Source organism: Chitinophaga sp. 22308, assembly GCF_052045305.1.
GTDB classification, from domain to species: Bacteria; Bacteroidota; Bacteroidia; order Chitinophagales; family Chitinophagaceae; genus Chitinophaga; species Chitinophaga varians_A.
Window position 1 is genome coordinate 1,046,815 of record NZ_JBQEOP010000002.1, and the last position, 24,643, is coordinate 1,071,457.

General features: G+C 47.6%; 20 protein-coding genes and 1 pseudogene. All 21 read left to right on the forward strand.

Going from position 1 to position 24,643, the window contains the following annotated elements:
- The first annotated feature begins 5 nt into the window (after window positions 1-5).
- The 21 genes and pseudogenes from ACTJJS_RS11095 (at window position 6) to ACTJJS_RS11195 (ending at window position 24,623) form a co-directional block, all read left to right on the forward strand.
- Window positions 6-1,007 (forward strand): LLM class flavin-dependent oxidoreductase, encoded by a 1,002-nt coding sequence (locus ACTJJS_RS11095; protein WP_440663743.1) that lies wholly within the window; start codon window positions 6-8, stop codon window positions 1,005-1,007.
- A 122-nt stretch (window positions 1,008-1,129) separates the two neighbouring features.
- Complete coding sequence (locus ACTJJS_RS11100; protein ID WP_168872999.1) at window positions 1,130-1,711, forward strand: hypothetical protein; 582 nt, start codon at window positions 1,130-1,132, stop codon at window positions 1,709-1,711.
- 142 nt (window positions 1,712-1,853) lie between these two features.
- On the forward strand, window positions 1,854-2,633 hold the full coding sequence (locus ACTJJS_RS11105; RefSeq protein WP_440663744.1) for a (Fe-S)-binding protein: 780 nt from the start codon (window positions 1,854-1,856) through the stop codon (window positions 2,631-2,633).
- Entirely contained in the window at window positions 2,614-3,996 is a 1,383-nt protein-coding gene (locus tag ACTJJS_RS11110; RefSeq protein WP_440663745.1) for a lactate utilization protein B, read from the forward strand. The genes ACTJJS_RS11105 and ACTJJS_RS11110 overlap by 20 nt, the downstream gene beginning before the upstream one ends.
- Window positions 3,997-4,019: 23 nt before the next feature.
- A complete protein-coding gene (locus tag ACTJJS_RS11115; RefSeq protein WP_440663746.1) occupies window positions 4,020-4,586 on the forward strand; it encodes a LutC/YkgG family protein in 567 nt (188 codons plus the stop codon).
- 707 nt (window positions 4,587-5,293) lie between these two features.
- Entirely contained in the window at window positions 5,294-7,231 is a 1,938-nt protein-coding gene (locus ACTJJS_RS11120) for a polysaccharide biosynthesis protein (protein ID WP_440663747.1), read from the forward strand.
- Window positions 7,232-7,440: 209 nt separating this feature from the next.
- Window positions 7,441-8,157: a polysaccharide biosynthesis/export family protein gene (locus tag ACTJJS_RS11125; RefSeq protein ID WP_440663749.1), complete on the forward strand. Its 717-nt coding sequence runs from the start codon at window positions 7,441-7,443 to the stop codon at window positions 8,155-8,157.
- A 17-nt stretch (window positions 8,158-8,174) separates the two neighbouring features.
- A complete protein-coding gene (locus ACTJJS_RS11130; protein WP_440663750.1) occupies window positions 8,175-10,562 on the forward strand; it encodes a GumC family protein in 2,388 nt (795 codons plus the stop codon).
- Window positions 10,563-10,613: 51 nt separating this feature from the next.
- Window positions 10,614-11,903, forward strand: a complete 1,290-nt coding sequence (locus ACTJJS_RS11135) for a nucleotide sugar dehydrogenase (RefSeq protein ID WP_168873004.1) — start codon at window positions 10,614-10,616, stop codon at window positions 11,901-11,903.
- A 41-nt stretch (window positions 11,904-11,944) separates the two neighbouring features.
- Complete coding sequence (locus tag ACTJJS_RS11140) at window positions 11,945-12,931, forward strand: SDR family oxidoreductase (RefSeq protein WP_168873005.1); 987 nt, start codon at window positions 11,945-11,947, stop codon at window positions 12,929-12,931.
- 14 nt (window positions 12,932-12,945) lie between these two features.
- The gene (gene wecB / locus ACTJJS_RS11145; protein ID WP_440663751.1) at window positions 12,946-14,151 is read left to right on the forward strand and encodes a non-hydrolyzing UDP-N-acetylglucosamine 2-epimerase; all 1,206 of its coding nucleotides are present in this window, start codon (window positions 12,946-12,948) and stop codon (window positions 14,149-14,151) included.
- 290 nt (window positions 14,152-14,441) lie between these two features.
- A pseudogene (locus ACTJJS_RS11150) lies at window positions 14,442-14,636 on the forward strand (DapH/DapD/GlmU-related protein); the annotation flags it as partial.
- A gap of 140 nt (window positions 14,637-14,776) precedes the next feature.
- Entirely contained in the window at window positions 14,777-16,015 is a 1,239-nt protein-coding gene (locus ACTJJS_RS11155; protein ID WP_440663752.1) for a polysaccharide pyruvyl transferase family protein, read from the forward strand.
- Window positions 16,016-16,021: 6 nt separating this feature from the next.
- Window positions 16,022-17,179 carry a glycosyltransferase family 4 protein gene (locus tag ACTJJS_RS11160; protein ID WP_440663753.1) on the forward strand — a complete coding sequence of 386 codons (1,158 nt, stop codon included), beginning with the start codon at window positions 16,022-16,024 and terminating at the stop codon, window positions 17,177-17,179.
- Between the two features lie 3 nt (window positions 17,180-17,182).
- A complete protein-coding gene (locus ACTJJS_RS11165) occupies window positions 17,183-18,475 on the forward strand; it encodes an oligosaccharide flippase family protein (RefSeq protein ID WP_440663754.1) in 1,293 nt (430 codons plus the stop codon).
- A 34-nt stretch (window positions 18,476-18,509) separates the two neighbouring features.
- The gene (locus ACTJJS_RS11170; protein ID WP_440663755.1) at window positions 18,510-19,724 is read left to right on the forward strand and encodes a glycosyltransferase family 4 protein; all 1,215 of its coding nucleotides are present in this window, start codon (window positions 18,510-18,512) and stop codon (window positions 19,722-19,724) included.
- A gap of 58 nt (window positions 19,725-19,782) precedes the next feature.
- On the forward strand, window positions 19,783-21,108 hold the full coding sequence (locus ACTJJS_RS11175) for an O-antigen ligase family protein (protein WP_440663756.1): 1,326 nt from the start codon (window positions 19,783-19,785) through the stop codon (window positions 21,106-21,108).
- A gap of 22 nt (window positions 21,109-21,130) precedes the next feature.
- On the forward strand, window positions 21,131-22,282 hold the full coding sequence (locus ACTJJS_RS11180; RefSeq protein WP_440663757.1) for a glycosyltransferase family 4 protein: 1,152 nt from the start codon (window positions 21,131-21,133) through the stop codon (window positions 22,280-22,282).
- The gene (locus tag ACTJJS_RS11185) at window positions 22,272-22,781 is read left to right on the forward strand and encodes an acyltransferase (RefSeq protein ID WP_440663758.1); all 510 of its coding nucleotides are present in this window, start codon (window positions 22,272-22,274) and stop codon (window positions 22,779-22,781) included. Before ACTJJS_RS11180 ends, ACTJJS_RS11185 begins: the two co-directional genes overlap by 11 nt.
- Window positions 22,778-24,004, forward strand: coding sequence for a glycosyltransferase family 4 protein (locus ACTJJS_RS11190; protein WP_440663759.1), 1,227 nt, complete (start codon window positions 22,778-22,780; stop codon window positions 24,002-24,004). The genes ACTJJS_RS11185 and ACTJJS_RS11190 overlap by 4 nt, the downstream gene beginning before the upstream one ends.
- Entirely contained in the window at window positions 23,988-24,623 is a 636-nt protein-coding gene (locus tag ACTJJS_RS11195) for a sugar transferase (RefSeq protein WP_317166438.1), read from the forward strand. Before ACTJJS_RS11190 ends, ACTJJS_RS11195 begins: the two co-directional genes overlap by 17 nt.
- Window positions 24,624-24,643: the final 20 nt, after the last annotated feature.

Below are 24,643 nucleotides of genomic sequence, written 5' to 3' on the forward strand. Positions count from 1 at the left end.
AGACGATGAAACTAAGCGTATTAGACCAATCTCCGATCAGAAAAGGCAGCAATGCCATGGAAGCCTTGCAGGAAAGCGTTGAGCTGGCACGGCTGGCAGACAAACTGGGTTATACCCGTTATTGGTTATCAGAGCATCATAACACCAACAGCCTGGCAGGCGCCTCTCCGGAGATACTGATAGCCCGGCTGGCCGCTGAAACGGAGCGTATCCGAATCGGCTCCGGAGGGGTGATGCTGCCAAATCACAGTACCCTTAAAGTAGCGGAAAATTTCCGGTTGCTCGAAGCGCTGTATCCCGGCCGTATAGACCTGGGCATCGGCCGCGCGCCGGGTGGCGACCGTATCACGGCGCATATCCTCAATCCCTCCAATACCTTTGACCCTAAAGAGTTTGTGCAGCAGGTGGTAGACCTGCAGGCATGGCTTACCGATAAAGCCACCCCCGGCAGTATGCAGGAAAAAGTAAAGGCCATTCCGGTCATACCGTCCTCGCCTGATCTGTGGATGCTCACCTCCAGCGGCGAAAGCGGCCTGCTGGCGGCCCATTTCGGGATGGCGCTCTCTTTTGCCCATTTTATCTATCCGGTGGGCGGCCCGCAGGCGGTAGCTAATTACCGCAAACAGTTCCGTCCTTCGGAACATCTCGCTGCCCCACAGGCTAGCGTAGGCATTTTTGTCTTCTGTACCGATACGGAAGAAAAAGCGGCTGAACTGGCGGCAGTGATGGACTATCGCCTGCTCAGCTTTGAAAAAGGGAGGTACGATATATTTCCTACCTACGAAGAAATCAAAGACATTGAATACACCGCAGAAGAACTGGCACGCATACGCGCCAACAGCGGCCGGCGTGTTTTCGGTACCCCGCCACAGGTAAAGGCCCGCCTGGAACAGCTGGCAGCCGACTATGAGGTGGACGAACTGGTGATCGCCACTATTACGCAGGACCATGCCGACAGGCTCCGGTCATACGAGCTGCTGGCAGAGGTCTTCCAATTAGGCAGATAAATTATCGATATTTATCATTTAATTATTTTTATATTTGTAACGGCTATGCATATAGCCGTTTTTTTTATGACCGATCACATACAGTGAAAACCTGAAAATGCCAGCTTAAAACCATCATCCCTATGAAAAAACTCATTTTAGGCGCGGTTATTCTTACCGCCATGCTGACCGCCTGTTCCAAAAAAGACAAGAATAGCAACGATGACAACGCACCTAAACCGGAACAACCAGCGGTAACGCCCAAAGATTCCCTGACGATATACAAAGACCTGGAGTTTGATATCAGTGGCACCAGTACTACAGTGGGCATCGCTTTCTCCACAAAAGACGGCAAGATGTACTACCGGGGCAATCTGCCTAAAGACGGTAAAAACATAGACCTGGTGTTTGCCGGCGTAGACCCGGGAAGGTTGTTCTTCAGCAGTCCTACGGCCACGGCGTCTCACAGCCTTACATTTGATAACGCCACCCTTACGGAAATCATGAACGCTCCGTCCGTACAGGTTTTTGATCCGTTGAAATTCGATACCCTGTCGCACGGCTCTGCATTGAATAACCTGCCGGTAAAGGAGGACGACAATTTTTTCTCTACCACCTACGATGGCGTAGTGTTATTCAAAAATGCCGCAGGAAAAATAGGGGTCATCAAGGTGTCCCGTTCCGAAGGACAACGGCTGAAAGTCACCATCAAAGTACAACCATAAAACAAATACGTTCCATCCATAACAGGCCGGGTTGCTAAAGCTGCCCGGCCTTATTATTTTGTATCAGTGAAAAATAAGCCAGTAACCGGTAAAAAAGAGGTAGGATTACTACGGTGGCTGCCGCTAAATTTGCACGTTAGGAATGACCATTAAAATCGCTACCACTGTGAAAGTAGGATTATTTATACCGTGTTATATCGACCAGTTCTACCCGCAGGTAGGCATTGCCACGCTGCAGCTGTTACAGAAACTGGGGTGTGAGGTGGAATACCCGCAGGGACAAACCTGTTGCGGCCAGCCGATGGCCAACTCCGGCTATGAGCATCTGACACATGAGTGCAACAGCCTCTTTGTCCGTAATTTTGCGGCTTACGATTATATTGTGGGCCCTTCCGGCAGCTGTGTGCTGCATATCAAAGAACACCTGCACGACCCCGCCCATGAACCGGCAGCCGCCGGCATACGGGAACGTATATATGAACTCACGGCCTTTCTCACCGATATATTAGAGGTAACGGCATTGCCTGCACGCTTTCCATATAAAGTAGGGCTGCACCAGAGCTGTCATGGTCAGCGCGGCCTCGGGCTGGCGCAGATGAGCGAGCTGGTGGCAGCGCCTTTCTCCAAACCGGAGCAGCTGCTTCGTATGGTGGCAGGCCTGGAGCTGGTAGACCTCGACCGCAAAGACGAGTGCTGCGGGTTTGGCGGCACCTTCTGCGTAACAGAAGAGGCCGTTTCCGTGAAAATGGGCAAAGACCGTGTAGCCGATCACGTTAAACACGGCGTGGAAATCATCACCGGCACGGATGTCAGTTGCCTGATGCACCTGGAAGGTATCCTCCGCCGTCAGCACCAGCAGGTGAAAGTGATGCATATTGCTGAAATCCTTAATCAACAGATCCATGAACAGGCCAACCACTGATCACGCCACGCTGGCGGACAAGTTCAACGAAAATGAGCCCAGGGTGAACTGGCACGATGAAACCCTCTGGTGGGTACGCGCCAAACGTGACCGCCAGGCATGGAGCATTCCTGAATGGGAACTACTGCGGGAAACCGCTTCACAGATAAAATTAAACGTGCTGGGTAACCTGCATGACTATCTGACACAGTTTGAGCAGCAGGCGCTACAGAATGGCGCCGTTGTCCACTGGGCCGCTGACGCCGCGGAACATAACCGCATCGTGACGGAAATCCTGCAAAGGCATGGCGTAAAACGAATGGTGAAGAGCAAGTCCATGTTAACGGAAGAATGTCACCTGAACCCACACCTGGAAGCGCATGGCATCGACGTGATCGATACCGATCTCGGTGAACGGATCGTACAGCTGGCGAAAGAACCGCCCAGCCATATCGTGTTGCCCTGTATCCATAAAAAGAAAGAAGAGATAGGAGAGCTGTTCCATGAGCACCTGGGCACGCCGGCCGGCAATGCTGACCCGCAGTTTCTGACGGCAGCGGCAAGGCTGCACCTGCGCAAAGAATTCCTGCAATCCAAAGCCGCCATCACCGGCGTTAATTTCGCGGTGGCGGAAACCGGTGAGATGGTGGTGTGTACCAATGAAGGCAATGCCGATATGGGCGCTCACCTCGCCGATGTGCATATCGCCTGCATGGGCATTGAAAAAATCATCCCCGAGCGGAAACACTTAGGCGTGTTCCTGCGGCTGCTGGCACGCAGCGCTACTGGTCAACCCATCACCACCTATTCCAGCCACTTCAGAAAACCGGCCCCTGGTAAGGAATTGCATATCGTGATTGTGGACAACGGCCGTTCACGGCAACTGGGCAGGGAAGATTTCCGCAACTCCCTGAAATGTATCCGTTGTGGCGCCTGTATGAACACCTGCCCGGTGTACCGCCGAAGCGGTGGTCACAGTTATCATACCGCCGTGGCCGGGCCTATCGGCAGTATCCTGGCGCCCAACCTTGATATGAAGGATTATGCCGATCTGCCTTTTGCTTCTACGCTCTGCGGCTCCTGCTCCAACGTATGCCCGGTGAAAATAGATATCCATCAGCAGTTATATAAATGGAGACAGGTGCTGGTAAGGGAAGGTCATACCAGCGCTGCAAAAACCGCCGGTATGAAAATGATGAATGCAGTACTTTCCAAACCTAGCAACTATAAAAAAGCAGGTAAGATGGGCCGTTGGGTGTTACGTGCTTTCCCGGGAATGGTCAACAACCGCTTTAACCCGTGGTATAAACAACGGGAGATGCCCGCGCCGCCTGCACAATCATTTTCTGAATGGTATGCACAACAGTCATCAACAAAAAAATAAACAGCCGTAAATAATATATTGATATGAGTAGCAGGGAACAGATACTGGCCGCCGTGAAAAAAAATCAACCGGAAGCAACTGCGTTGCCATCATTACAGGGCCTGGCAGGAGAGATGCCAGCCACCCTGGAGGCCTATCGCAAAGTGCTGGAAAGCCTTGGTGGCAGCCTGTTTGAAATTGCTGATGCGGTGCAGGTGCCTGCGTTGCTGACGCAACATTACCCGCATCTTGAAAGGGTAGTGTTTGCTGATGATAAACGGGGATGGGCACACGAAGACCCACACCAGCTGGAAAACGTAGACATGGCCGTGGTGACCGGACAATGGGGTGTCGCTGAAAACGGCGCCATCTGGCTAACGGAAAATGATATAGCCGTGAGGGTTTTACCTTTTATCTGCCAGCATCTTGCCATCATATTACCACGGGAACGCATATTGGCAACCATGCATGATGCGTATGAAAAAATCGGTGCGCCTCAAACCGGTTTCGGTGTATTTATTGCAGGCCCATCCAAAACCGCTGACATAGAGCAATCCCTCGTATTAGGCGCCCATGGTGCAAAAAGCCTGGTCGTGTTTGTTTTAGGTTAAATTCATTTTAACTGTATATTTATTCAAAAAATCACTTACTTTTATAAATGAAAAGATGATCCGACCGCCAAAAATCATCTTTTTTTATAAAGTTGGTATGGTGTTTGTTTCCACTGGCCATCACAAACAACTTTAGTAGTTCTATTTAACCATATAGCGAATATTACTTTAACCATATAGCGAACGAACTTAGTTAACCGGAAAAATTGAAAGACCATGTATCAATTATTTTGTGTGCCAGCGCATGAAGGTATTAGAAACGAGAATGACTGTTTACTGCACAATCAATCATGTGTGAAGCTATTGCACTTGTCCTGTCCCGATATCAACAACTGCTGTTGAAGTAGCATCTAATATAACCTGTAAAGTTAGTCGTCCGGATTACCTGTATGCGAACACAGGAGACGAACTTCCTTGCAGCGGGCGGGTTCATACTTGCCTTTATCTTCTTGTCAGTATCAGATCAATATTGGATTGGTGGAAGCTATCATTTACGCACAGTAAAAAAATTTTAATAGTTTACTTTTTCATAATAGTAAGATATCAAAATTTAGTGTTTACTTTGCATAACTTGAAAAACCGAAAAATGCGAACCAAACCTTACGCTATCTGACCGGAGAGTAAAGCGCTTCTATGAAAACCACCCTCGCGCTACTTACCTGATTGGACGAGCATATATTTCTTAACCGTATCTATTATTGAAACCTATGGTGAACAAATCATCATGGATTACCCCGTCATGGCTTATTCTGCTGCTTGACCTTGGGTGCTCCGTTATCGCCATCAATCTTGCCTTTCTGCTCAGGCTCAATTTTGATATGGAGGCCCTCACTCCGTATCCGCTTGAAGAAATCTCCTTTATTGTATTAGGTGTGACCCTGATGTTGTCTTTACTGTTACGAACGTATCGTGGTATCGTACGGCATACCAGTATGGCGGATATTGGGAACATCGCCTGCATGAATGTTATTGCCAGCGTCATTTTTGTGAGCATCAACTATAGTCATGTGCTGGACGCGGAAATTAACCTGTTCCCATTGTCAGTAATCCTGATCGGTTTTTTTATATCTTCTTTCCTGCTGTTGTCCTATCGCCTGATGGTGAAATGGGTATTTAAGTATTATAAGAACTTTCGTGCTGTCAACAGGACCAGGGCTGCCATCTATCATACAGGTCTCACCAGTATTATGCTGCGTAAGGCTATCAACGACAACCCGGAAGCGGATATACGTATTGTGGCCTTCCTGGCAGATACCAATGCGCATGCAGGTAAATCCATCGAGGGATTGCCGGTATATGCCTCGCGTAAAGGGCAATTGTTTAAAATGTTGAGAGAGGTGAAAGTATCCCTGCTGCTGATACCGGATGATCACCTGGATGCACAACATCTCAATGAACTGGTAGAAGAATGTATCACATTGAACATAAGAGTACAGAAGATCATCTCTGTGAATCAATGGATAGATGGTACACAAAATAAAGGAATACAGTTGAAAGACATCCATATTGAAGATCTGCTGGAAAGATCTGTCATCGATATCAAAAATGAAAAACTGGATGCAGAGATCCGTGATAAAAGTATCCTGGTAACCGGTGCTGCGGGCTCTATTGGCAGCGAAATTGTCCGTCAGGTGATCCGTTATCAGCCGGCAGTTATTGTGCTCTGCGATAAAGCGGAATCACCGCTGCATGAACTGGAACTGGAAATGGCGGAAATGGGGACCAACATTCCCATCATTCCATTTATCGGGAATGTATGCGACAGGTCCCGTATGCAGCAGCTGTTTGAAATATACGCGCCCGCTATCGTGTATCACGCCGCGGCTTACAAGCATGTGCCCATGATGGAGAAAAATCCTTCTATCGCAGTGATGAATAATGTATTGGGCACTAAAGTCATGGCGGAATTATCGGTAGATTTCGGCGTGGAAAAGTTTGTGATGGTGTCTACAGACAAAGCAGTGAACCCTACCAATGTGATGGGCGCTTCCAAACGCATCGCAGAAATCTTCACACAATCTTACAATAACAGGATAAACGAACAGTTTAAAAAAACAGGTCCGGTATTTGGCTTGCCACCTACCCGCTTTATCACCACCCGCTTCGGGAATGTGCTCGGGTCTAACGGTTCGGTGATACCCCGCTTTAAAAAACAACTGGAAAACGGTGGCCCGCTCACAGTTACCCATCCTGAAATTACCCGGTATTTTATGACCATCCCGGAAGCCTGCCAGCTCGTACTGGAAGCAGGCGCCATGGGACAGGGCGGGGAGATCTTTGTATTTGATATGGGTAAACCGATGAAAGTTGCTGATCTGGCCAGGAAGATGATCCGGATGGCCGGAAAGGAACCGGGAAAGGATATTCACATCGTATACTCCGGTTTGAGACCAGGAGAAAAACTATATGAAGAGTTATTGAATAATGCCGAAAATACATTGCCCACCTATCATGAAAAAATACTGATTGCAAAGGTGCGGAGCTATAGTTTTACGGAAGTAGACGAAAAGGTAACGCAGTTGATCGCATCTGCCGAAAAGCACTATTTAACACCTACGGTTGCTTTGATGAAAAAGCTGGTACCAGAGTTTATCAGTAAGAATTCTGCGTACGAAGAACTGGATAAAGATAAAATTAAAATGTAACAGGCGAAAGCGCAGCTTTTGTTACTGATGGGCATAAAATTTGCCCAGCTGCAGCTTCCTATTTGCAAAACTGTCAATTAGATATGAGTCTTATCAACAGGGAGTTCGGCTCCCGTTTAAACACCATTGTCAAAAGGTGCAGGGTCACGTATTATCATTTAGCAGGAATAATTTGCCTTTTCCTGTTCTCATGTTCGGCGCCTAAAAATGTGACCTATTTCAGGGATATCCCGGATTCGTTGGGATCAAAGGAAGTGGAACAGGCGTTGTATAAAACGCCGCTCATCCAGGTGGATGATATTCTGCAAGTGAATATTCAAACCCTGGACCCGGGCACCACCGCCTTGTTAAACCAACAGAACGCCCCATCATGGCCTTCCGCAGGAACCGTTCCCGGAGGTGGCTCTAATATCAGCGGGTATCTGGTTGACAAGGATGGCAATATCATGTTGCCATTGATTGGCAAGATGCAGGTGAAAGGTAAATCAACAGAAGAAGTAAGAGCAGCGGTTGCCGAAAAGGCCGCCCAGTTTTACAAAGACCCTGTTGTTAATGTAAGATTCGTTAACTTTAAAATTACAGTGCTTGGTGAAGTAGCAAGGCCATCAACCTATGTGATGCCCAATGAAAAAGTAACCTTATTGGATGCTATCGGCATGGCGGGTGATCTTACTATTTATGGAAAACGCGAAAACGTATTACTGATCAGGGATAAAGATGGTAAAAAAGAATTTGTCAGATTTAACCTGAACAATACAAACCTGTTTACATCTCCCTATTATTATTTACAACAGGGAGACGTGGTATATGTTGAACCGAATAAGTCGAAGGTTGTTGCAACGGACGCATCGCGATTGAAGAACATTACTATTATCACATCTGCGATCACGTTGCTGGTGGTAATACTAACGAGGGTCAAGTTTTAATTTTTTAAAGCACTTACATGTACGAGAATAACAATTCAAATAATCCATTTTCTTTAAACGGTAACACTCCTGTTGCACCGCAACCGGATAATGTACTTGACTTAAGAAAAATACTGGATATATTGGGATCATACTGGTATATTTTCCTGTTGAGCCTCATCCTGACAGGTGCCGCCGCCTGGCTGTATCTCCGGTACGCAACGCCGAGCTATAAGATCAGTGCCAAAATACTGGTGCAGGATGATAAAAAAGGCGGGAACCTGCCAGGTGAAGAGATCCTCAGTCAGCTGGAATTGTTCAATACAAAAAGCAGCGTGGATAATGAAGTGGAAATACTTAGCTCGCGTTCTATTATGGAAAGCGTAGTGAAAGACCTCCAGCTGAATGTGAGCTATGTCGCTGATGGCCGCGTGAAGAAAACAGAGCAATACCGCAACATGCCTTTTTCACTTAAGTGGCTTAGCCTGAGTGACAGCCTCGCTGCGATGAATTATACCATCCATCCGATCAGTGAAAAGAAATTTTCACTGAGCCGTACCGGTCTTACCAGAGAGGGGACCTGGAACGATACGCTGCATTTGCCCGAAGGTGTCGTGTTCATACAACGGAACCCATTGTACGCGTTCGTCCATCCGGAATATTATGTGAAAGTGGTTTCTGTGGACCAGGCCGTGGGAAAATACCGGTCGCTGGTGACCATGGCTGTCCCCAACAAGCAGGTAAGCACAGTAGACCTCACCATCACGGATGGTATACCTGAAAGAGGCGAAGCGGTGCTTAACAAACTGATTGAAGCGTATATGAAGGCCAGCGTGGAAGATAAAAACAGGATCGCGGACAGCACCATCGCCTTTATCGATAACCGGCTGGTGATCGTGACCAAAGAGCTTTCCGGTGTTGAAAAAGACATACAACAGTTTAAACAGTCAAATCAGGTGGCCGACCTGGAAGAACAGGCAAAATTATTGGTTTCCAGTACCGGGGATTTTTCCAAACAGTTGCTGGACCAACAGGTAAGGTTAAACATTGTTGAGTCTATGCAAAAGTACATGCAGGACGAGGCCAACAACAAACGTGTGGTACCTTCCTCCCTTGTTGTACAGGACCCTTCCTTCCTCGGGCTGGTAGAGCGTTATAACACATTACAGCTGGAAAGGGAAAGGCAATTGCTGTCCACCACGGAAAATAACCCGCTGATTAAAAACATTGATCAGCAATTGCAGGGACTACGCGGAGACCTGAACACCAGTCTCGGCTCATTAAAGAATGGTATCCAGATTAGTATCGACGAACTGCAACGCAGCTCCGGAAGCCTGAACAAAAAGATAGCACAGGTACCCGCCAAGGAACGTCTCTTCCTGGATTTTTCGCGGCAACAGGCTATTAAACAGGAGCTCTATCTGTTCCTGTTGAAAAAAAGGGAAGAATCTGCGTTGTCGAAATCGTCTAATCTGGCAGTAGCAAGAATCATCGATCCGGCAAAAAGCGACGCCCTTCCTTTTAAACCCAAGCGCCTGTTAATATACCTGCTGGCCATGGTGGCAGGACTGGCATTACCTTCACTGGGCCTTTATGTAAAAGAACTCCTGAATATCAGGGTAACCAATAAGAAAGACATCACTGGCGGCACCAAAGTGCCCATCATTGGTGAAATCGGACATACACAGAATAAAGAACTGGTGGTGGCCAAAAGGGATAATGTGACCCCTGTTGCAGAACAGTTCAGGGCGCTGCGTACTAACCTGCAGTTCATACTGTCGGGGCCACAGCAAAAGGTGATCCTGCTGACGTCCAGCATGAGCGGTGAAGGGAAGTCCTTCGTGGCCGCAAACCTGGCAGCCGTGCTGGCGCTTTCAGGCAAAAAGGTAGTGCTGCTGGAAATGGACCTTCGTAAGCCAAAGCTCTCCGATAAACTGGGTATAGACAACATGACAGGGTTTAGCACCTACGCCATCGGCAAAAGTATGCTGGAGGAAGTTATCAAACCTTCCGGCATACACGAAAATTGCAGTATTATTTCCTCCGGGCCGATACCGCCCAATCCTGCAGAGCTCTTATTGCTGGAACAAACAGAAATATTGTTTACCAAACTCAGGGCAAAATTTGACTATATCGTAGTAGATACTGCGCCGGTAGGGTTGGTGACGGACGCACAACTGTTAGCGCGTTTTGCAGATGCCACACTTTACCTTGTCCGTCAGGGCATTACCTTTAAACAACAGCTGCAAATTCCGGGCGATCTGGCAGCACAGCGAAAAATGCCCAGAATAAACCTGATCGTAAACGATGTGAAGGCTGGCCGCAGCTATGGTTACGGCTACGGTTATGGTTACGGCTACGGCTACAGTGAAACGCAACGTAGAGGCGTGGCCGGACGCTTTAAAAAGTTGATCGGAAAATCATAATATTTTTATCTGAAAAAAATCTGGAAAAATCTGGAAAATAATAGTCAAACTATGAATCAGGAAACTAGGATTGCAATCATTGGATTAGGTTACGTGGGATTGCCTTTAGCAGTGGAATTTGCGAAAAAATATAAAACTTTCGGCTTTGATATCAATAAAGCCAGGATCGCGGAATTAATGAGCGGGTCAGACCATACCCTGGAAGTAGCGGAAGAAGATCTGAAAAAAGTAATTACCGCTGATCCGGAAGCCGCTACAGGACTGTTTTGTACCAATGAACTGGATGCCATTAAATCAGCGAACTACTTTATTGTTACCGTACCTACACCGGTAGATAAACACAATCGTCCGGACCTTACGCCACTATACAAAGCCAGTGAAACAGTTGGTAAAGTACTGAAGAAAGGGGATACTGTGATTTATGAATCCACCGTATATCCTGGTGTGACGGAAGATGAATGTGTGCCGGTGCTGGAGAAAATATCCGGACTGCGGTTTAATACGGATTTTTTTGCAGGCTACTCTCCCGAACGTATTAACCCGGGCGATAAAGAACACACCGTTACTAAAATACTGAAAGTAACTTCCGGTTCTACTCCTGAAGTGGCGGAAAAAATCGATCAGCTGTATAAGTCAATCATTGTTGCCGGTACCTTTAAAGCCACCTCTATTAAGGTAGCAGAAGCGGCGAAAGTAATTGAGAATGCACAGCGTGATATCAATATTGCCTTCGTAAATGAACTCGCAAAAATATTTAACCTGCTCGAAATCGATACTGCAGATGTATTGGCTGCTGCCGGTACGAAGTGGAACTTCCTGAAGTTCAGACCAGGATTGGTGGGAGGGCACTGTATTGGTGTTGACCCCTATTACCTGGCACAAAAAGCCCAGGAGGCGGGTTATCATCCCGAAATCATCCTGGCAGGTCGCCGTGTAAATGACGGTATCGGTGCCTATGTGGCGCACGAACTGGTGAGGCTGATGATCAAAAAAGAAGTGCGGGTAAAAGGCTCCAATATCCTCGTGCTTGGTGTTACATTTAAGGAAAACTGCCCGGACGTACGTAATACCAAAGTGGTGGATATCCTCAATACACTGAAAGGGTACGATGTTAATATTTCTATTTATGATCCTTGGGCTGATCCTGCAGATGTGAAACATGAGTACAACTGGGATTGCGTGAAGTCTGTCAGCACAGAAGATAAATTTGACGCAGTATTACTGGCTGTGGCACACAATGAGTTCAGTGCGCTGAACATTAAATCCATGTGTAAAGACAATGCGGTGATCTATGATGTTAAAGGCATTTTGCCGAAAGAACTGGTAGACGCAAGGCTCTAATCCCGATACCTAAAACAAAGGACATACTATATCTGCCGAATATGTACGAAAAACCATTCCATACGCATGATCTTTCTGCGTCCTCCTTTCTTGTAACCGGGGGCGCAGGATTTATTGGTTCCAATATAGTTGAATACCTGCTTAAATATGGAGCTGCAAAAGTGCGTGTACTGGACAATTTCTCCACAGGTTCCCGTGAGAACATAAAACCATTTCTCGATAACCCGGCCTTTGAGTTGCTGGAGGGGGATATCCGCGATGCCGACGTATGCCGCAGGGCACTGGAAGGAATGGATTATGTGACCCATCAGGCGGCACTGGGATCTGTGCCGCGCTCTATCAATGATCCTGTTACAACCAACGAAGTAAATATTTCCGGATTCCTGAACGTGTTGGTGGCCGCCCGCGATGCCAAAGTGAAACGCATGGTATATGCAGCCAGCTCCAGCACTTATGGCGACCATCCGGGCCTGCCCAAAGTGGAAGACCTCATTGGAAATCCGCTTTCGCCATATGCTGTGACCAAATATGTCAATGAACTGTATGCATCCGTATTTTCCAGGGTATATGATTTTCATCCGGTAGGACTGAGGTACTTTAATGTATTTGGCCCCCGGCAGAATCCTAAAGGCGCCTATGCAGCCGTTATTCCGCTGTTTATCGATGCCGCTTTGCAGAAAAAGGCGCCGGTAATCAATGGTGACGGCGAAACCAGCAGGGACTTCACTTTTGTTGAAAATGCGGTGCAGGCAAACATAAAAGCATTACTGGCTGAAAACATCCATACCGCTGAGATCATCAATATCGCCTTTGGTGAAAGGACTACCCTCAACCAGTTATGGCAGATGGTGAGCGAGTGTGCAAAAATCAACATTGCACCCGACTACGGCATGGAAAGAAAAGGAGATGTGAAACACAGCCTCGCTGATATCTCCAAAGCACGGCAGCTCATCAACTATGATCCGGAAGTAAGCGTTGCTGCAGGATTGCAGCTTACCTACAGCTGGCTGGAACGTAACAGTATCTGACTAAAGCTATTATCATGAAAACAGAAATGAATAAAGTACTATTGGTATTTGGTACACGCCCGGAGGCTATCAAAATGTGCCCGTTGATTAAAGAGCTGGAAAAATATCCGGAGATCTTTGAAGTGAAAGTGTGCGTAACCGGTCAGCATCGTGAAATGCTTGACCAGGTACTGAATATCTTTAATGTACAACCTGATTATGATCTCAAGATCATGAAACAGGGACAGGACCTCTTCGATGTAACGGTGGGCGTACTCTCCGGCATGCGGGACGTACTGGATAATGCTAAGCCAGACATCGTACTGGTACACGGGGATACTACTACTTCTACGGCAGCCGCCCTGGCCGCATTCTATAAACAGGTCCCGGTTGCCCATGTGGAGGCCGGCCTGAGAACGCATAATATGTACAGTCCATGGCCGGAAGAAATGAACCGTAGCATCACCGGACGTATTGCCACCTATCATTTCGCACCGACGAAAATTTCCCGCCAAAACCTGCTGGATGAAAACATCAGCAGCGAGCAGGTATTTGTTACCGGCAATACCGTGCTGGATGCTTTACACCTCGTGCTGGAAAGAGTCAAAAATGACCAGGAAGTACAGACAGGTATAGAAGATGTACTGGTGCAGCATGGCCTTGCCTCGTCTTTATTGTCTGACTGGAACGGCAATGACAGCAACGGAAGAAGGCTGGTGCTCATCACCGGGCATCGCCGCGAAAACTTCGGCGACGGCTTCAGAAGCATCTGCCAGGCCATCAAAAAACTGGCGGAAAAATATCCGGAAGTGGATTTTGTTTACCCGGTACATCTTAATCCCAATGTCCGTAAACCAGTGAATGAAATCCTGGGAGAGGCGGCATTGCCCAACGTGCATATCATTGCACCGCTCGATTATCTTCCCTTTGTTTACCTGATGAACAAAAGCACCCTTATTCTGACTGACAGTGGCGGCGTACAGGAAGAAGCGCCCGGTCTTGGCAAACCTGTACTGGTAATGCGTAATACCACCGAAAGGCCGGAAGCGGTAACAGCCGGCACGGTAAAACTGGTAGGGGTGGATGAAGACAAAATATATCATGAAGTGAGCATGCTGCTGGACAACAAAACTGCTTACAGCCAGATGGCCCAGGCCGTAAATCCTTATGGAGATGGGAAGGCATGTCAGCGTATAGTCAGGATGCTGAATAAAGAGGCGGTCATTGAACAATTCATATAATTTTCATAACAGTGAGTATCCTAAGCAGAAAACTGAAAACCCTTATAAAAAAGATCTATAGCTGGGCCAATGATACTCCGCTATCTTCATTTAAACCGGGGGTGAATGTGGTCATTGCGCAGGGGATCAAAGCTACTTTTCCGGAAAGGGTGCATTTCGGCGATCATATATACATAGGTCCCGGCGCCCTCCTGTCCAGTCAGGGCGGCCTGTATATAGGTTCCGGCGTAATAATAGGTCCCAATGTCAGCATTTATACCGCTAACCACCGTTATGAAGGTGCGACGGCGATACCCTACGATGGTGCCACTATTCTGAAACCTGTCCATATTAAGGAAAACGTATGGATAGGAGGCAGTGTGATGATTGTGCCCGGCGTAACAATTGGGGAAGGCGCTATCGTGGGCGGCGGCGCGGTCGTTACAAGGGATGTTCCGCCCATGGCAGTCGTTGGCGGAAACCCGGCTAAGGTGATTAAGATGAGGGATGAGGAAACATATCAACAATTAAAACAACAGCAGCAAGTTTATATGCACCTGAAAGAACGGGGGCAAATAAAATATTTCGAAACAGAGGGGTGATCCTGTTGAATCTTCCACAGGACCTGAAACGAACTTACATAACAATGAAACAAAGCACGGATAACATACTGCTGACTGGCTTTTTCGGCGCCGGAAACGTAGGGGATGAAGCTGTTTCCCTGGCAGTTTACGAAGGCGTAAAAGAACAATTACCGGGTGCAAAATTCAGCATCGTCACACGTAGCCCGGCCTATACCAGAAACTTTACAGGTATTACGGCAGCGAAAGCTGTAAAAGGGTTTTACCCGTCGCAGGATTTTTGGCTACGGATGTCAAGTCATGTCCGCAGCGTAAAAAAAAGTGACCTGATCGTGATCGGAGGTGGAGGAATATTACAGGATGTACACAGCTGGACAACCATTCCGGCTTTCCTCATTCCTGCTTGTATCGGGATACTGTACAACCGTAACATCATCACCGTGGGAATCGGTGTAGGTCCTGTTAAAAACAGGTGGTTGAAGGAACTGATCTGCTTTACCTGTAACAGGATGGCAAAGGTCCAGGTAAGAGACGAAAAAAGTAAAAAAGTATTGATCGAATGCGGCGTACAGGCCGATAAAATAACTGTAACGGCAGACGTGGTGCCCTCACTGGATGTGAAGCAGCACGTGTCTGCTCAGCAGGTGCCGGCCCCGGCTCCGGTGGTGGCGCTGGCGTTCAGAAAATGGCCTGATCTTGATGAGGACGGGCTGGTGGCTATTTGCAGCAGGCTGATTGAAAGCGGCGTGCATATCAGGATGCTGGGATATGAATCTTCCCAGGACAAGAAATTTTATGAACAGCTGATCCTGAAATTTGAACCCCGGCATCAGGGAAAAATCAGCATACACCTTCCTGCCGACCTGAAAGACGCCATGCAGGAAGTAAAGAATGCAGACTTCCTGTTCTCCATGCGTTTGCACGGATGTGTTTTTGCCGCAGCGATAGGTACCGGTTTTTATGCAGTGCCCTATGATCATAAAGTTACTGAGTTTATGCGCAGACTGTCCCTCGAAGACAGAATGATTCCCATGGACGCACTTTCTGTGGAATTTGCTGATAAAATACTGGAAGAGCTGAAAGTAAAAGACACTGGTAGAACATGGGCGGGCGCATTTGATATACAGCAACAGCTTTCCCGTAACAATTTTACGGTGGTGAAGGAAGTGCTGGATAATAAAGCAAACTACTCCCGGAAGGATAAACTGGCCGCTCTGGGATGGATCGGGAAACTGTTGATGAAAGGTTTCGGCGTACAGTTGCAAAGGCCTTTCAGATTCGTTTTAAGAAAAATAACAAAATAGGAAATCATGAAGGTGTTAATAACGACACAACAGCGGATACCTCATTCTGGCGGACTAAGTACCCATGTCGAAATCCTGATACAGGAACTGAGATCAAACGGGCACGAAGTCAGAATGATTCAGGGCGGCATGATACAGCCACCCAAATGGAAAAAAGGCATCCGTATGCTGCTGACGCTCGGTAATCAGAATAAGTTTGTGAGCGGAAACTTCCGGGCGGCGCTTCTTCGTCTCCGCCAGCTGGCAGAACAGGAGATTGACCGGTTCAGGCCGGATGTTATTCATACGCATGATGTATATGCATCCTATGCTGTGCTGCAATGCAGGAACCTCAACGGCCTGCCCGTTGTTCAGACGGTTCATGGCCCGGCGCTGTACGAAGCACAGATGGGCGGGGCAGATAAACTGCCGGCGTATAAACAATTGATCATGGACTGCGAAGCGCTCGCATTTAAAAAAGCGCAGCACTTTATTGCGGTAGACAGCGGCCAGGCAGATATCCTGAAAAAAGACTACGGCGTATCACCTGCCAAAATTGATGTGATGTTCAACTGTGTGCATGTAGGAGAGGTGAGGAGATTGGCGGAAGCACAGATAGACCTGCCGGTGAAGCAGCCCTATTTCCTGGTTCCCCGGCGCCTGGTGGAAAAAACAGGGGTGCGTTATGCTATTGAAGCACTGGCACAGGTGAAAGATCCGCATTGCCAGCTTGCCATAGCAGGGCAGGGGCCATTAAGAAAGGAGCTGGAAGACCTGGTAGGCAGCCTCAATATTGGTTCCCGCGTGGTTTTTCTGGGACCGGTACCGAGAAACAGGTTATTACCGCTGTTTGCTAAAGCACAGGGAGTCATAGTACCTTCTGTGCCGGCAAGTGGTGTTATTGAGGCCACTTCGCTGGCTGTAACAGAAGCCATGGCTGCGGGCACTGTGCCGGTGGCATCGGGTATCGGCGGACTGGCGGAGCTGATTGCACACAATGATACCGGCCTGCTGGTGAAGCCTGCTAATGCACAGGACCTGGCCAACGCGATGGACCTGCTTCTCAAAGACGACGGGCTGCGTAACCAGCTGATAAAAAACGCTACGGAGAAAGTAGAAGGAGATTATTCTTCCGAAACCTGGGCTAAAAAGATCGTTCAGATTTATAAGAAATATGCTAAATAGTTTATGAGTTTTTTACGGAAAAGTATATTTGTTACCGGCGGCCAGATGGCAGGCATCCTCCTGAACATGCTGGGCGGAGTAATATACTCCAGGGCTTTGGGCCCCGGCGGTATGGGGCAGTATGAACTATTTCGCTCTTCCCAAATGGTGGTAGTGACCTTTCTTTCACTGGGGATGGGTAATGCCAGCATTTATTTTCTGAATAACCTTAAATACGCGCCAAGCCATATTGTATCCAACACAACAAAGGTGTCCCTGCTGTTTGGCTTACTGTTGATAGTAGGGTTCACTGCGGCCATTTTTTTTAATCCCGCCTACTTCGGGAAGATCTCTTTTATAGTAGCACTACTTTTTGCGATGGGATCTGCCGCCCTTGTAAATATTACTACACTAAGGCCGGTACTGGTGGCGCAACTCGCTTCCAAAAGGATGGTGCTGGTAGATATGCTGCCCCGTATCATCATCTTGCTGAGCGGGGTGCTGATGCTCTGTATCCATCAGAAAAGCCCCGGATTTGCGATCACGGCGCTGGGAGTAGGCAACGCTGCAGCTTGTTGTGCGCTTTTTTATTTTCTCCGCGAACACATCAATCTGCGTGCGCCGTTTGACTGGAAAACGCTGGGAGCACTGCTGAAGTACAGTATTAAACTGTCCGCGTCCAGCTTCCTGTACGTGCTCACGGCCAATGTCACGGTCATGTTACTACGTTATTCCCAGCTGGAAAATTTCAACCAGGTGGGATTATATACAAGAGCGGTGGCCATCAGTGGTATGATCACCATCATACCCTCTACGGTAGGCCCCTTGCTATATGCAAAATGGGCTGGTCTGAAAGGTGAATTACTGGCTAACCAAGCTCAGTTTGCCATGAGGGTCAGCTCTTCGATCAGTTTCACCATTTCCGCGATAGTGTTCATTTTTAGCCGGCAGATTATCCATTTGCTATATGGTCCTGCATTTTATGGCGCTAATGTTGCATTACGCATTCTTGCGCCTTCACTGGTGTTTATCACCATCACCAGTATCTGCAATAACCTGCTGGCTGGCGATGGCAAAGCAATTATAACTATGTATATCCTGGCAATCACTTTTACAATAGTGGCCGGGGTAACCTGGCTCACAGTAGGCAGGCTGGGCATAGAAGGAGCAGCCCTGGGAGTGCTGTGCGGTAATATTTTTTCCGCTATTGCCAATCTGGTCGTATGCAACAGGCACTATGGGCTCAACTTCGCCAAATGTGTGGTGATAAGGCCTTCCGATGTGAAAACCATGATGAAATCATTAAAACTTAAATGATGTTTTTCTGTTGGAAAAACAAATACTAACAGGTATGAGTAAAACTAATGGTCAGGGAAAGATTAGATTAGGTTTCTTTTTCGATGGAGGAGAAGGCGGCGGCGTAGTGGAATACGTACGTTTGCTGTTGACGAATATCGACAGGAGCAGGTTTACGGCTATCGGTATTTACCTGGGAAATGGCCCCAGTCATGAGGCGCTGAAACATATCTTCGACGAAACGGCCATATTAACTGATAAACGCCTGGTAAATGTAGGCAGTGGTAAAACCCGGATGCAGCGGCTGAAAATGAATACCTCCAAACTGCTCACCGCCGTTAAAGGGACCCGCCTGCTGGCCCGTGCCATGAAAAAGCACCGTATCGATATTATGGACGTAAATTATTTCCCGCTGCATATACTGGCAGGAATAGCCAGCCGCATGACAGGTGTTCCCTGCCTGTGGCACTGGCATGGTGCAGGCAGGCCAACAGGAATGCGGGCTAACATGACCGCCTTTGGCGCCCGGTTCTTCTGCGATAAGATCGCCTCCATTACCCACTTTGTACATAACAGTCTGCCGGAAGTGGCCAGGAAAAAGTCCGAGCTGGTCTATAACGGAGTGGACACAACGAAAATTTCCAGTTCCGTTGTCAATGGTCACTTAATGAAATTAGCAGGTGTAGACGAAAATACTACGCTGGTGGGCATACTCGGAACGGTGTCTCCATTCAAGGGACATGCCTATTTTATTAAAGCAGCGGATATCGTGCTGCGGCAATATCCGGATGTCCGCTTTGTGATCATCGGCCGCGAGTCTGCTACGCAAAAAATAAAAGTGGGCTTTGAAGCGCAATTGAGAAAGGAAGTAAAAGAAATGAACAGGGAACAGGAAATCCTGTTCCTGGGGTATGTTGCCGATCCTTATAAGTACCTCCGGGACTGTAAAATCATCTGCACGCCAACTATTCCGTATATGAATTTTCTGGGAGAAGGCTTTGGCCTGGCCGCTGCCGAATGTATGGCAGCAGGAGTGGCCGTGGTGGCTACTAAGCTGGGTTCTTTCCCGGAAATCATTGAGCATGGGAAAAATGGCCTGTTAACTGAGCCGAAAGATGCTGACGCATTGGCTTCCGCTATCATGGAGCTGTTGGCGGATGAACCCAAAAGGAAAAATATAGCAACAGCTGCCCGGCAGCATATTGCTGAAAATTTTGACATAAAAGGTACCAGCAGAAAAATGGAACAGCTATATGAACGCCTGGTTTAAATATTAACATCAACTATATATTGGGATGGCTATTGTAGTGATATTGTTTTTTTTGTTCATGATGTACAGAACTGCATTGAATCCAATGACAGGGTTCATCTTTATGTGGTTTGCAATATGGCTTTACCCTAATTCATTGTTGTATGGAACATTGCCGTTGAATATACGGTTCGATGACATATTCGTGTTCTTTACGTTTGTAGTATGTGTCTATAAAAAGCCTGCCGGTGTCAGGGTTTGGGGTTTAAGCACTTTCCGGCTCGCATTGGTGTGGTGGCTGCTGCATCTGCTCGGAAATATCAACGGGATGCTGTATGGTGGATGGGGCGCTGTTCAGGAAGTAGTGAAATTCCTGCTGAAAGCGGCCTATGTGCCGATGACTGTTGCTATTGCGGCTTCTTTATTAAACAGCTTTGCGGATGTAAAGTTGTTTATCAAATGGTTGCTGATAGCCGGTGCTGCTGCCGCGTTGCTGGGAGCCGGCACTGTAGTGGCGCCCCGCGCGTTTGGCCTGTTCCTGATTCCTAATCAGGACCTCTCTGCGGGTGAAATGCTGGACAACATGGAAGGCGCCATGGAGTTGGCAAGGAGGGCCAGAGGTTCCGTTGGCACAATGGCCACCTCGGCTATCTGCCTTTTTCTGTCGGTGCTGTCACTGCACCTGCTGGCGATGAAATACTATGCTTTCCAAAGCAAAAAGTTCCTGGTCCCGGTTTTCATCATTATACTGCTCGGATTGGCATATACCCAAAGCCGCGGCCCCATGTTGGCCTTTGCACTGACTGGATCTATCATCCTTTTCCGGTCTGAAAACAAAGGCATACTGGTAGGTGCGCTGGTGGTGGGACTGTTGCTGATGGTAACAGACAACCCCGTGCGGGAACTGGTAACAGCGAGGTTTACCGGCGCCACAGGGGCTACGGCAGACAGCGGGCTGGACAAACGCTCGGAAGTATGGAGCATGTTCATGGAAAAATTTGATCCGGTACTCCTCTTCAATGGAATAGGAGCTGTCATGTCCAAATACATCTATCACGCCACCGCGCACAACACCTACCTCGGTGCAGTTATCTATAATGGCATATGGGGGGTGTGTATGTTTTTCGTAATCGTGATAAGGTCCATCAAATACAGCAGTAAACTGGTCCGGCATAAACAAGAAATCCTGTCAGATATTTTTGGACATTATTTTCCGCTGGCATTGATATTTATGTTGTTTGTGGGAATGAGTATCGAAGACTTTCAGAATACCATATGCATGCAGCTATATTTATTGTTTATGCTGATCTGCGAAAAGTTAATCAGAGCAAATGAGACGGCCGCCGAAACTGCCGAAAATACAGGTAAAACCAAACTGATGCCACTTGAAGCACAATTGAATTAATTAACTATTCTATCAACTCTTTATGGCGAACATTTTATTACAAGCTTGGGTGGTATCAAAAAAGGGAAATGAATATTTCCTTCCGTATACGCATTGGGTATACCTGAAGGAGATTGTACAGTACTATGATCAGGTAGGTCTGCTTTCGCCGGTAAAACAGTATGCTGACGGAACAGATTCGGGGCTGGTCTCTATTGCCGATTTCACCAACGTGACCATTCACGAGCTGCCCTACTCCGATAGCTATAAGTCGGCCGTAAAACACTACGGCGCTTACAAAAAGGCTTACAGGGAACTTACCGGCTACGATGTGGTGTACCTGCGTTACCCCACCCCGTTGGGGTGGCTGAGCAAACGCTACCTGAAGCACAAAAAACGGATCGTGCATTTTGTCGGAGACCCGATTGATGCTGCCTGGGTGAATCCCAACTTCAGGTTACTTAAAAAACTCACGCTGATATCTTTCTTTCTGCCCGAGCATATGGCCTATATGTGGGCCTGTAAAGGCGCAAAGGTATTTACCAACGGTTATCATCTTCAACAGAAGCTGAGTAAATGGCGGATAAATGCAAAGGCCGTTATTTCAACAACGCTGAATAATAAAGATTTTTATGTAGATGAAGCCAGACAGATCCCCGCTGAAGGTCTGAAGTTGCTGTATGTGGGATATCTGCGCAAGGCAAAAGGCGTAGAAGTGGTTATCCGTGCTTTTGAACAAGTGCTGCGACGTTATCCCGACGCCACCCTTACCATAGCAGGCTCGGGTGAGTTTGAAAAAGAATTGAAGGCAATGGCGGCAGCAGCAGGAATGGACGGTAAAATAACCTTTCTGGGCCACGTGGATAACCGGGACACACTTAACACGCTTTTCCGTACCCATCATATTTTCTGTTTCGCCAGTTTGTCTGAAGGCTCTCCCAGAGTCGTGCTGGAAGCAATGGCCAATGGAATTAATGTGCTTAGTACACCGGTAGGCTCATTGCCGTCGGTGTTTAAAGACGGGGTGGACATTACCTATGCCGGATTCAACGATGACCAGGGCTTTTTCAGGAAGATCTGTTATCTGGTGGAAAACCCTGAAGAAGCAAATGCTGTCAGGAACAGGGCGCAGGAAAAAGTAAGAGGATTTACTATCCAGCATTTTATCAAAAACATTTTTTCCTATGAAAGTTAAGCTGTCTATATTATATGCCTGGCTGGTGCGTACAATCACTTTATTGTTGCCCAACATACCCGTGTTTATGCGTTTCAGAGGTTTTTTGTATTCCCTCATGATGAAACGTTGCGGCCGTAATTTTCAGGTGACCTCAACGGCTATCCTGAATTCTTTGTCTGGCCTTGCAGTGGGGAACGATGTGTATATAGCGCACAACTGTGTGCTGATAGGATTGGATATCGAAATTGGAGACAAGGTACTGGTAGGCCCCAACTGTATTATTTCATCCGCTAACCATACTTTCCAGGATGGGGCGTACCGGTTTGGCAAATCAGCGCCCCGGGCCGCAAAAATAGGCAGCGGCTCCTGGATTGCCGGTAACTGTTCAGTGGTGGGCGGCGGCGTACTGCCTCCCATGTCTGTATTGGGAGCGGGTTCTGTGCTTAATAAACCATTTACGGAAATACGGGGCCTGTATGCAGGTGCGCCGGCAGTGCTTATAAAGAAATTACAATGAGGATTCTGTATATACATCAATATTTTACGTTACCTGCCGCTGCCGGCGGTACCCGCTCATATGACCTGTCAAAGCGTTTTACGCAGGCAGGCCATAAGGTAGTGGTCATTACCAGCAGTTCTTTTCTGAAAGGCATGCGCGAATTTCCGAAAGGCTGGACAGTGGTGGAGCATGAAGGGATAGAGCTGCATGTGCTGCATGTGGAATACAGTAATAAAATGAGCTTTTCAAAACGGATATCCGCCTTTTTGAAATTTCTTGTATTTGCTTCCCTGCGCACCTTCAAAGTCAAGGCAGATGTAGTGCTTGCCACGTCTACTCCCATTACCGTGGCAGTTCCTGCCATTACGGCCCGTATCTTTAAACGGAGGCCTTTTATTTTCGAAGTAAGGGATGTATGGCCGGAGGTGCCGGTAGCCATGGGGATCATCAAAAATAAAATGGTGATACGCTTCCTGGAAGGATTTGAAAAATATATCTACCGGAAGTCTGCGCATATTGTCGCTTTGTCTGATGATATGAAGACCTCAGTACAACAGCGTGTAAACATCGCGGACAAAAAATTGTCTGTCATTACCAATATTTCAGAAACAGAACGTTTTTCACGATATACCCGGTCAGAAGGGATGCTGGCGGGACTGCTGGGATATGCCCCGCGTAAAGTGGTGCTGTACGCCGGTACACTGGGGATGGTGAATGGACTGAAATATATGACGGACCTGGCCATTCATAGCTATAAGATAGACCCCTCCATTAAGTTCATCATTTTCGGGGACGGGATGGAGAAGGAAAAATTGATGCAATATGCCAGTGAGAAAGGGGTGTTGAATGAAAATATCTATTTTTTCGACCCGGTGCCCAAATCACAGCTGTCACAGTTGTACTACGAATGTACAGTGGCTTCGTCTTTTGTGATACCGGTCCCCCAGTTGTGGGCCAACTCGGCGAATAAATTTTTTGACTGCCTTGCTGCCGGCCGCCCGGTGGTGATCAATCATCGCGGCTGGCAGGCTGCTGTGATAGAACAGGAGAATGTAGGCTTTGTATTGAACTACGATATAAAGGATATCGCCGGGGAAGCGCAACGTTTTTGTACTTATATCAACGATGACCGGTTGCTGGAACAGCAGCGGGAAAACGCGGTGGCGCTGGCGAAGAAATCCTATTCGCTGGATATTGCCGCGGCTCACTACCTGAAAATATTAAATGATGTTGTATCGTAAACTGTTTAAGCCACTGATCGATTTTTTGCTGGCCTTGTCAGCCTTTATCATACTGTTGCCCGTTTTTTTTACGGTAATGCTTATACTCTGGATTTCAAACGGAGGAACACCGTTTTTTACCCAGCTCCGCCCCGGGCTGAATGGCCGTATTTTCCGGCTGATCAAGTTTAAGACGATGAACGATAAAAAAGCAGCGGATGGGACCCTGCTGCCGGATGAACAAAGGATGACAAAAATCGGCGGACTCATAAGAAGAACTTCGCTCGACGAGATCCCGCAACTGCTGAATGTTATTAAGGGAGATATGAGCCTGGTAGGTCCAAGGCCATTGCTGGTGGATTACCTGAGCTTGTATAATAAGGAACAGCTGAGAAGGCATGAGGTTAAACCGGGCATTACCGGATGGGCCCAGGTGAATGGCCGTAATGCGATCAGCTGGGAAAAGAAATTTGAATATGACGTATGGTATGCAGACCGGCTCTCTCTGCTATTGGATATAAAAATCATGTGGATGACCGTCGCAAAAGTATTTAAATCGGAAGGTATCAGCCAGAACGGGCACGTTACCGCAGAACGGTTTACAGGAACAGGCGATCGGCATCTTCGTACTGCTGAATAACCGGCAAAAGACCATTGAAT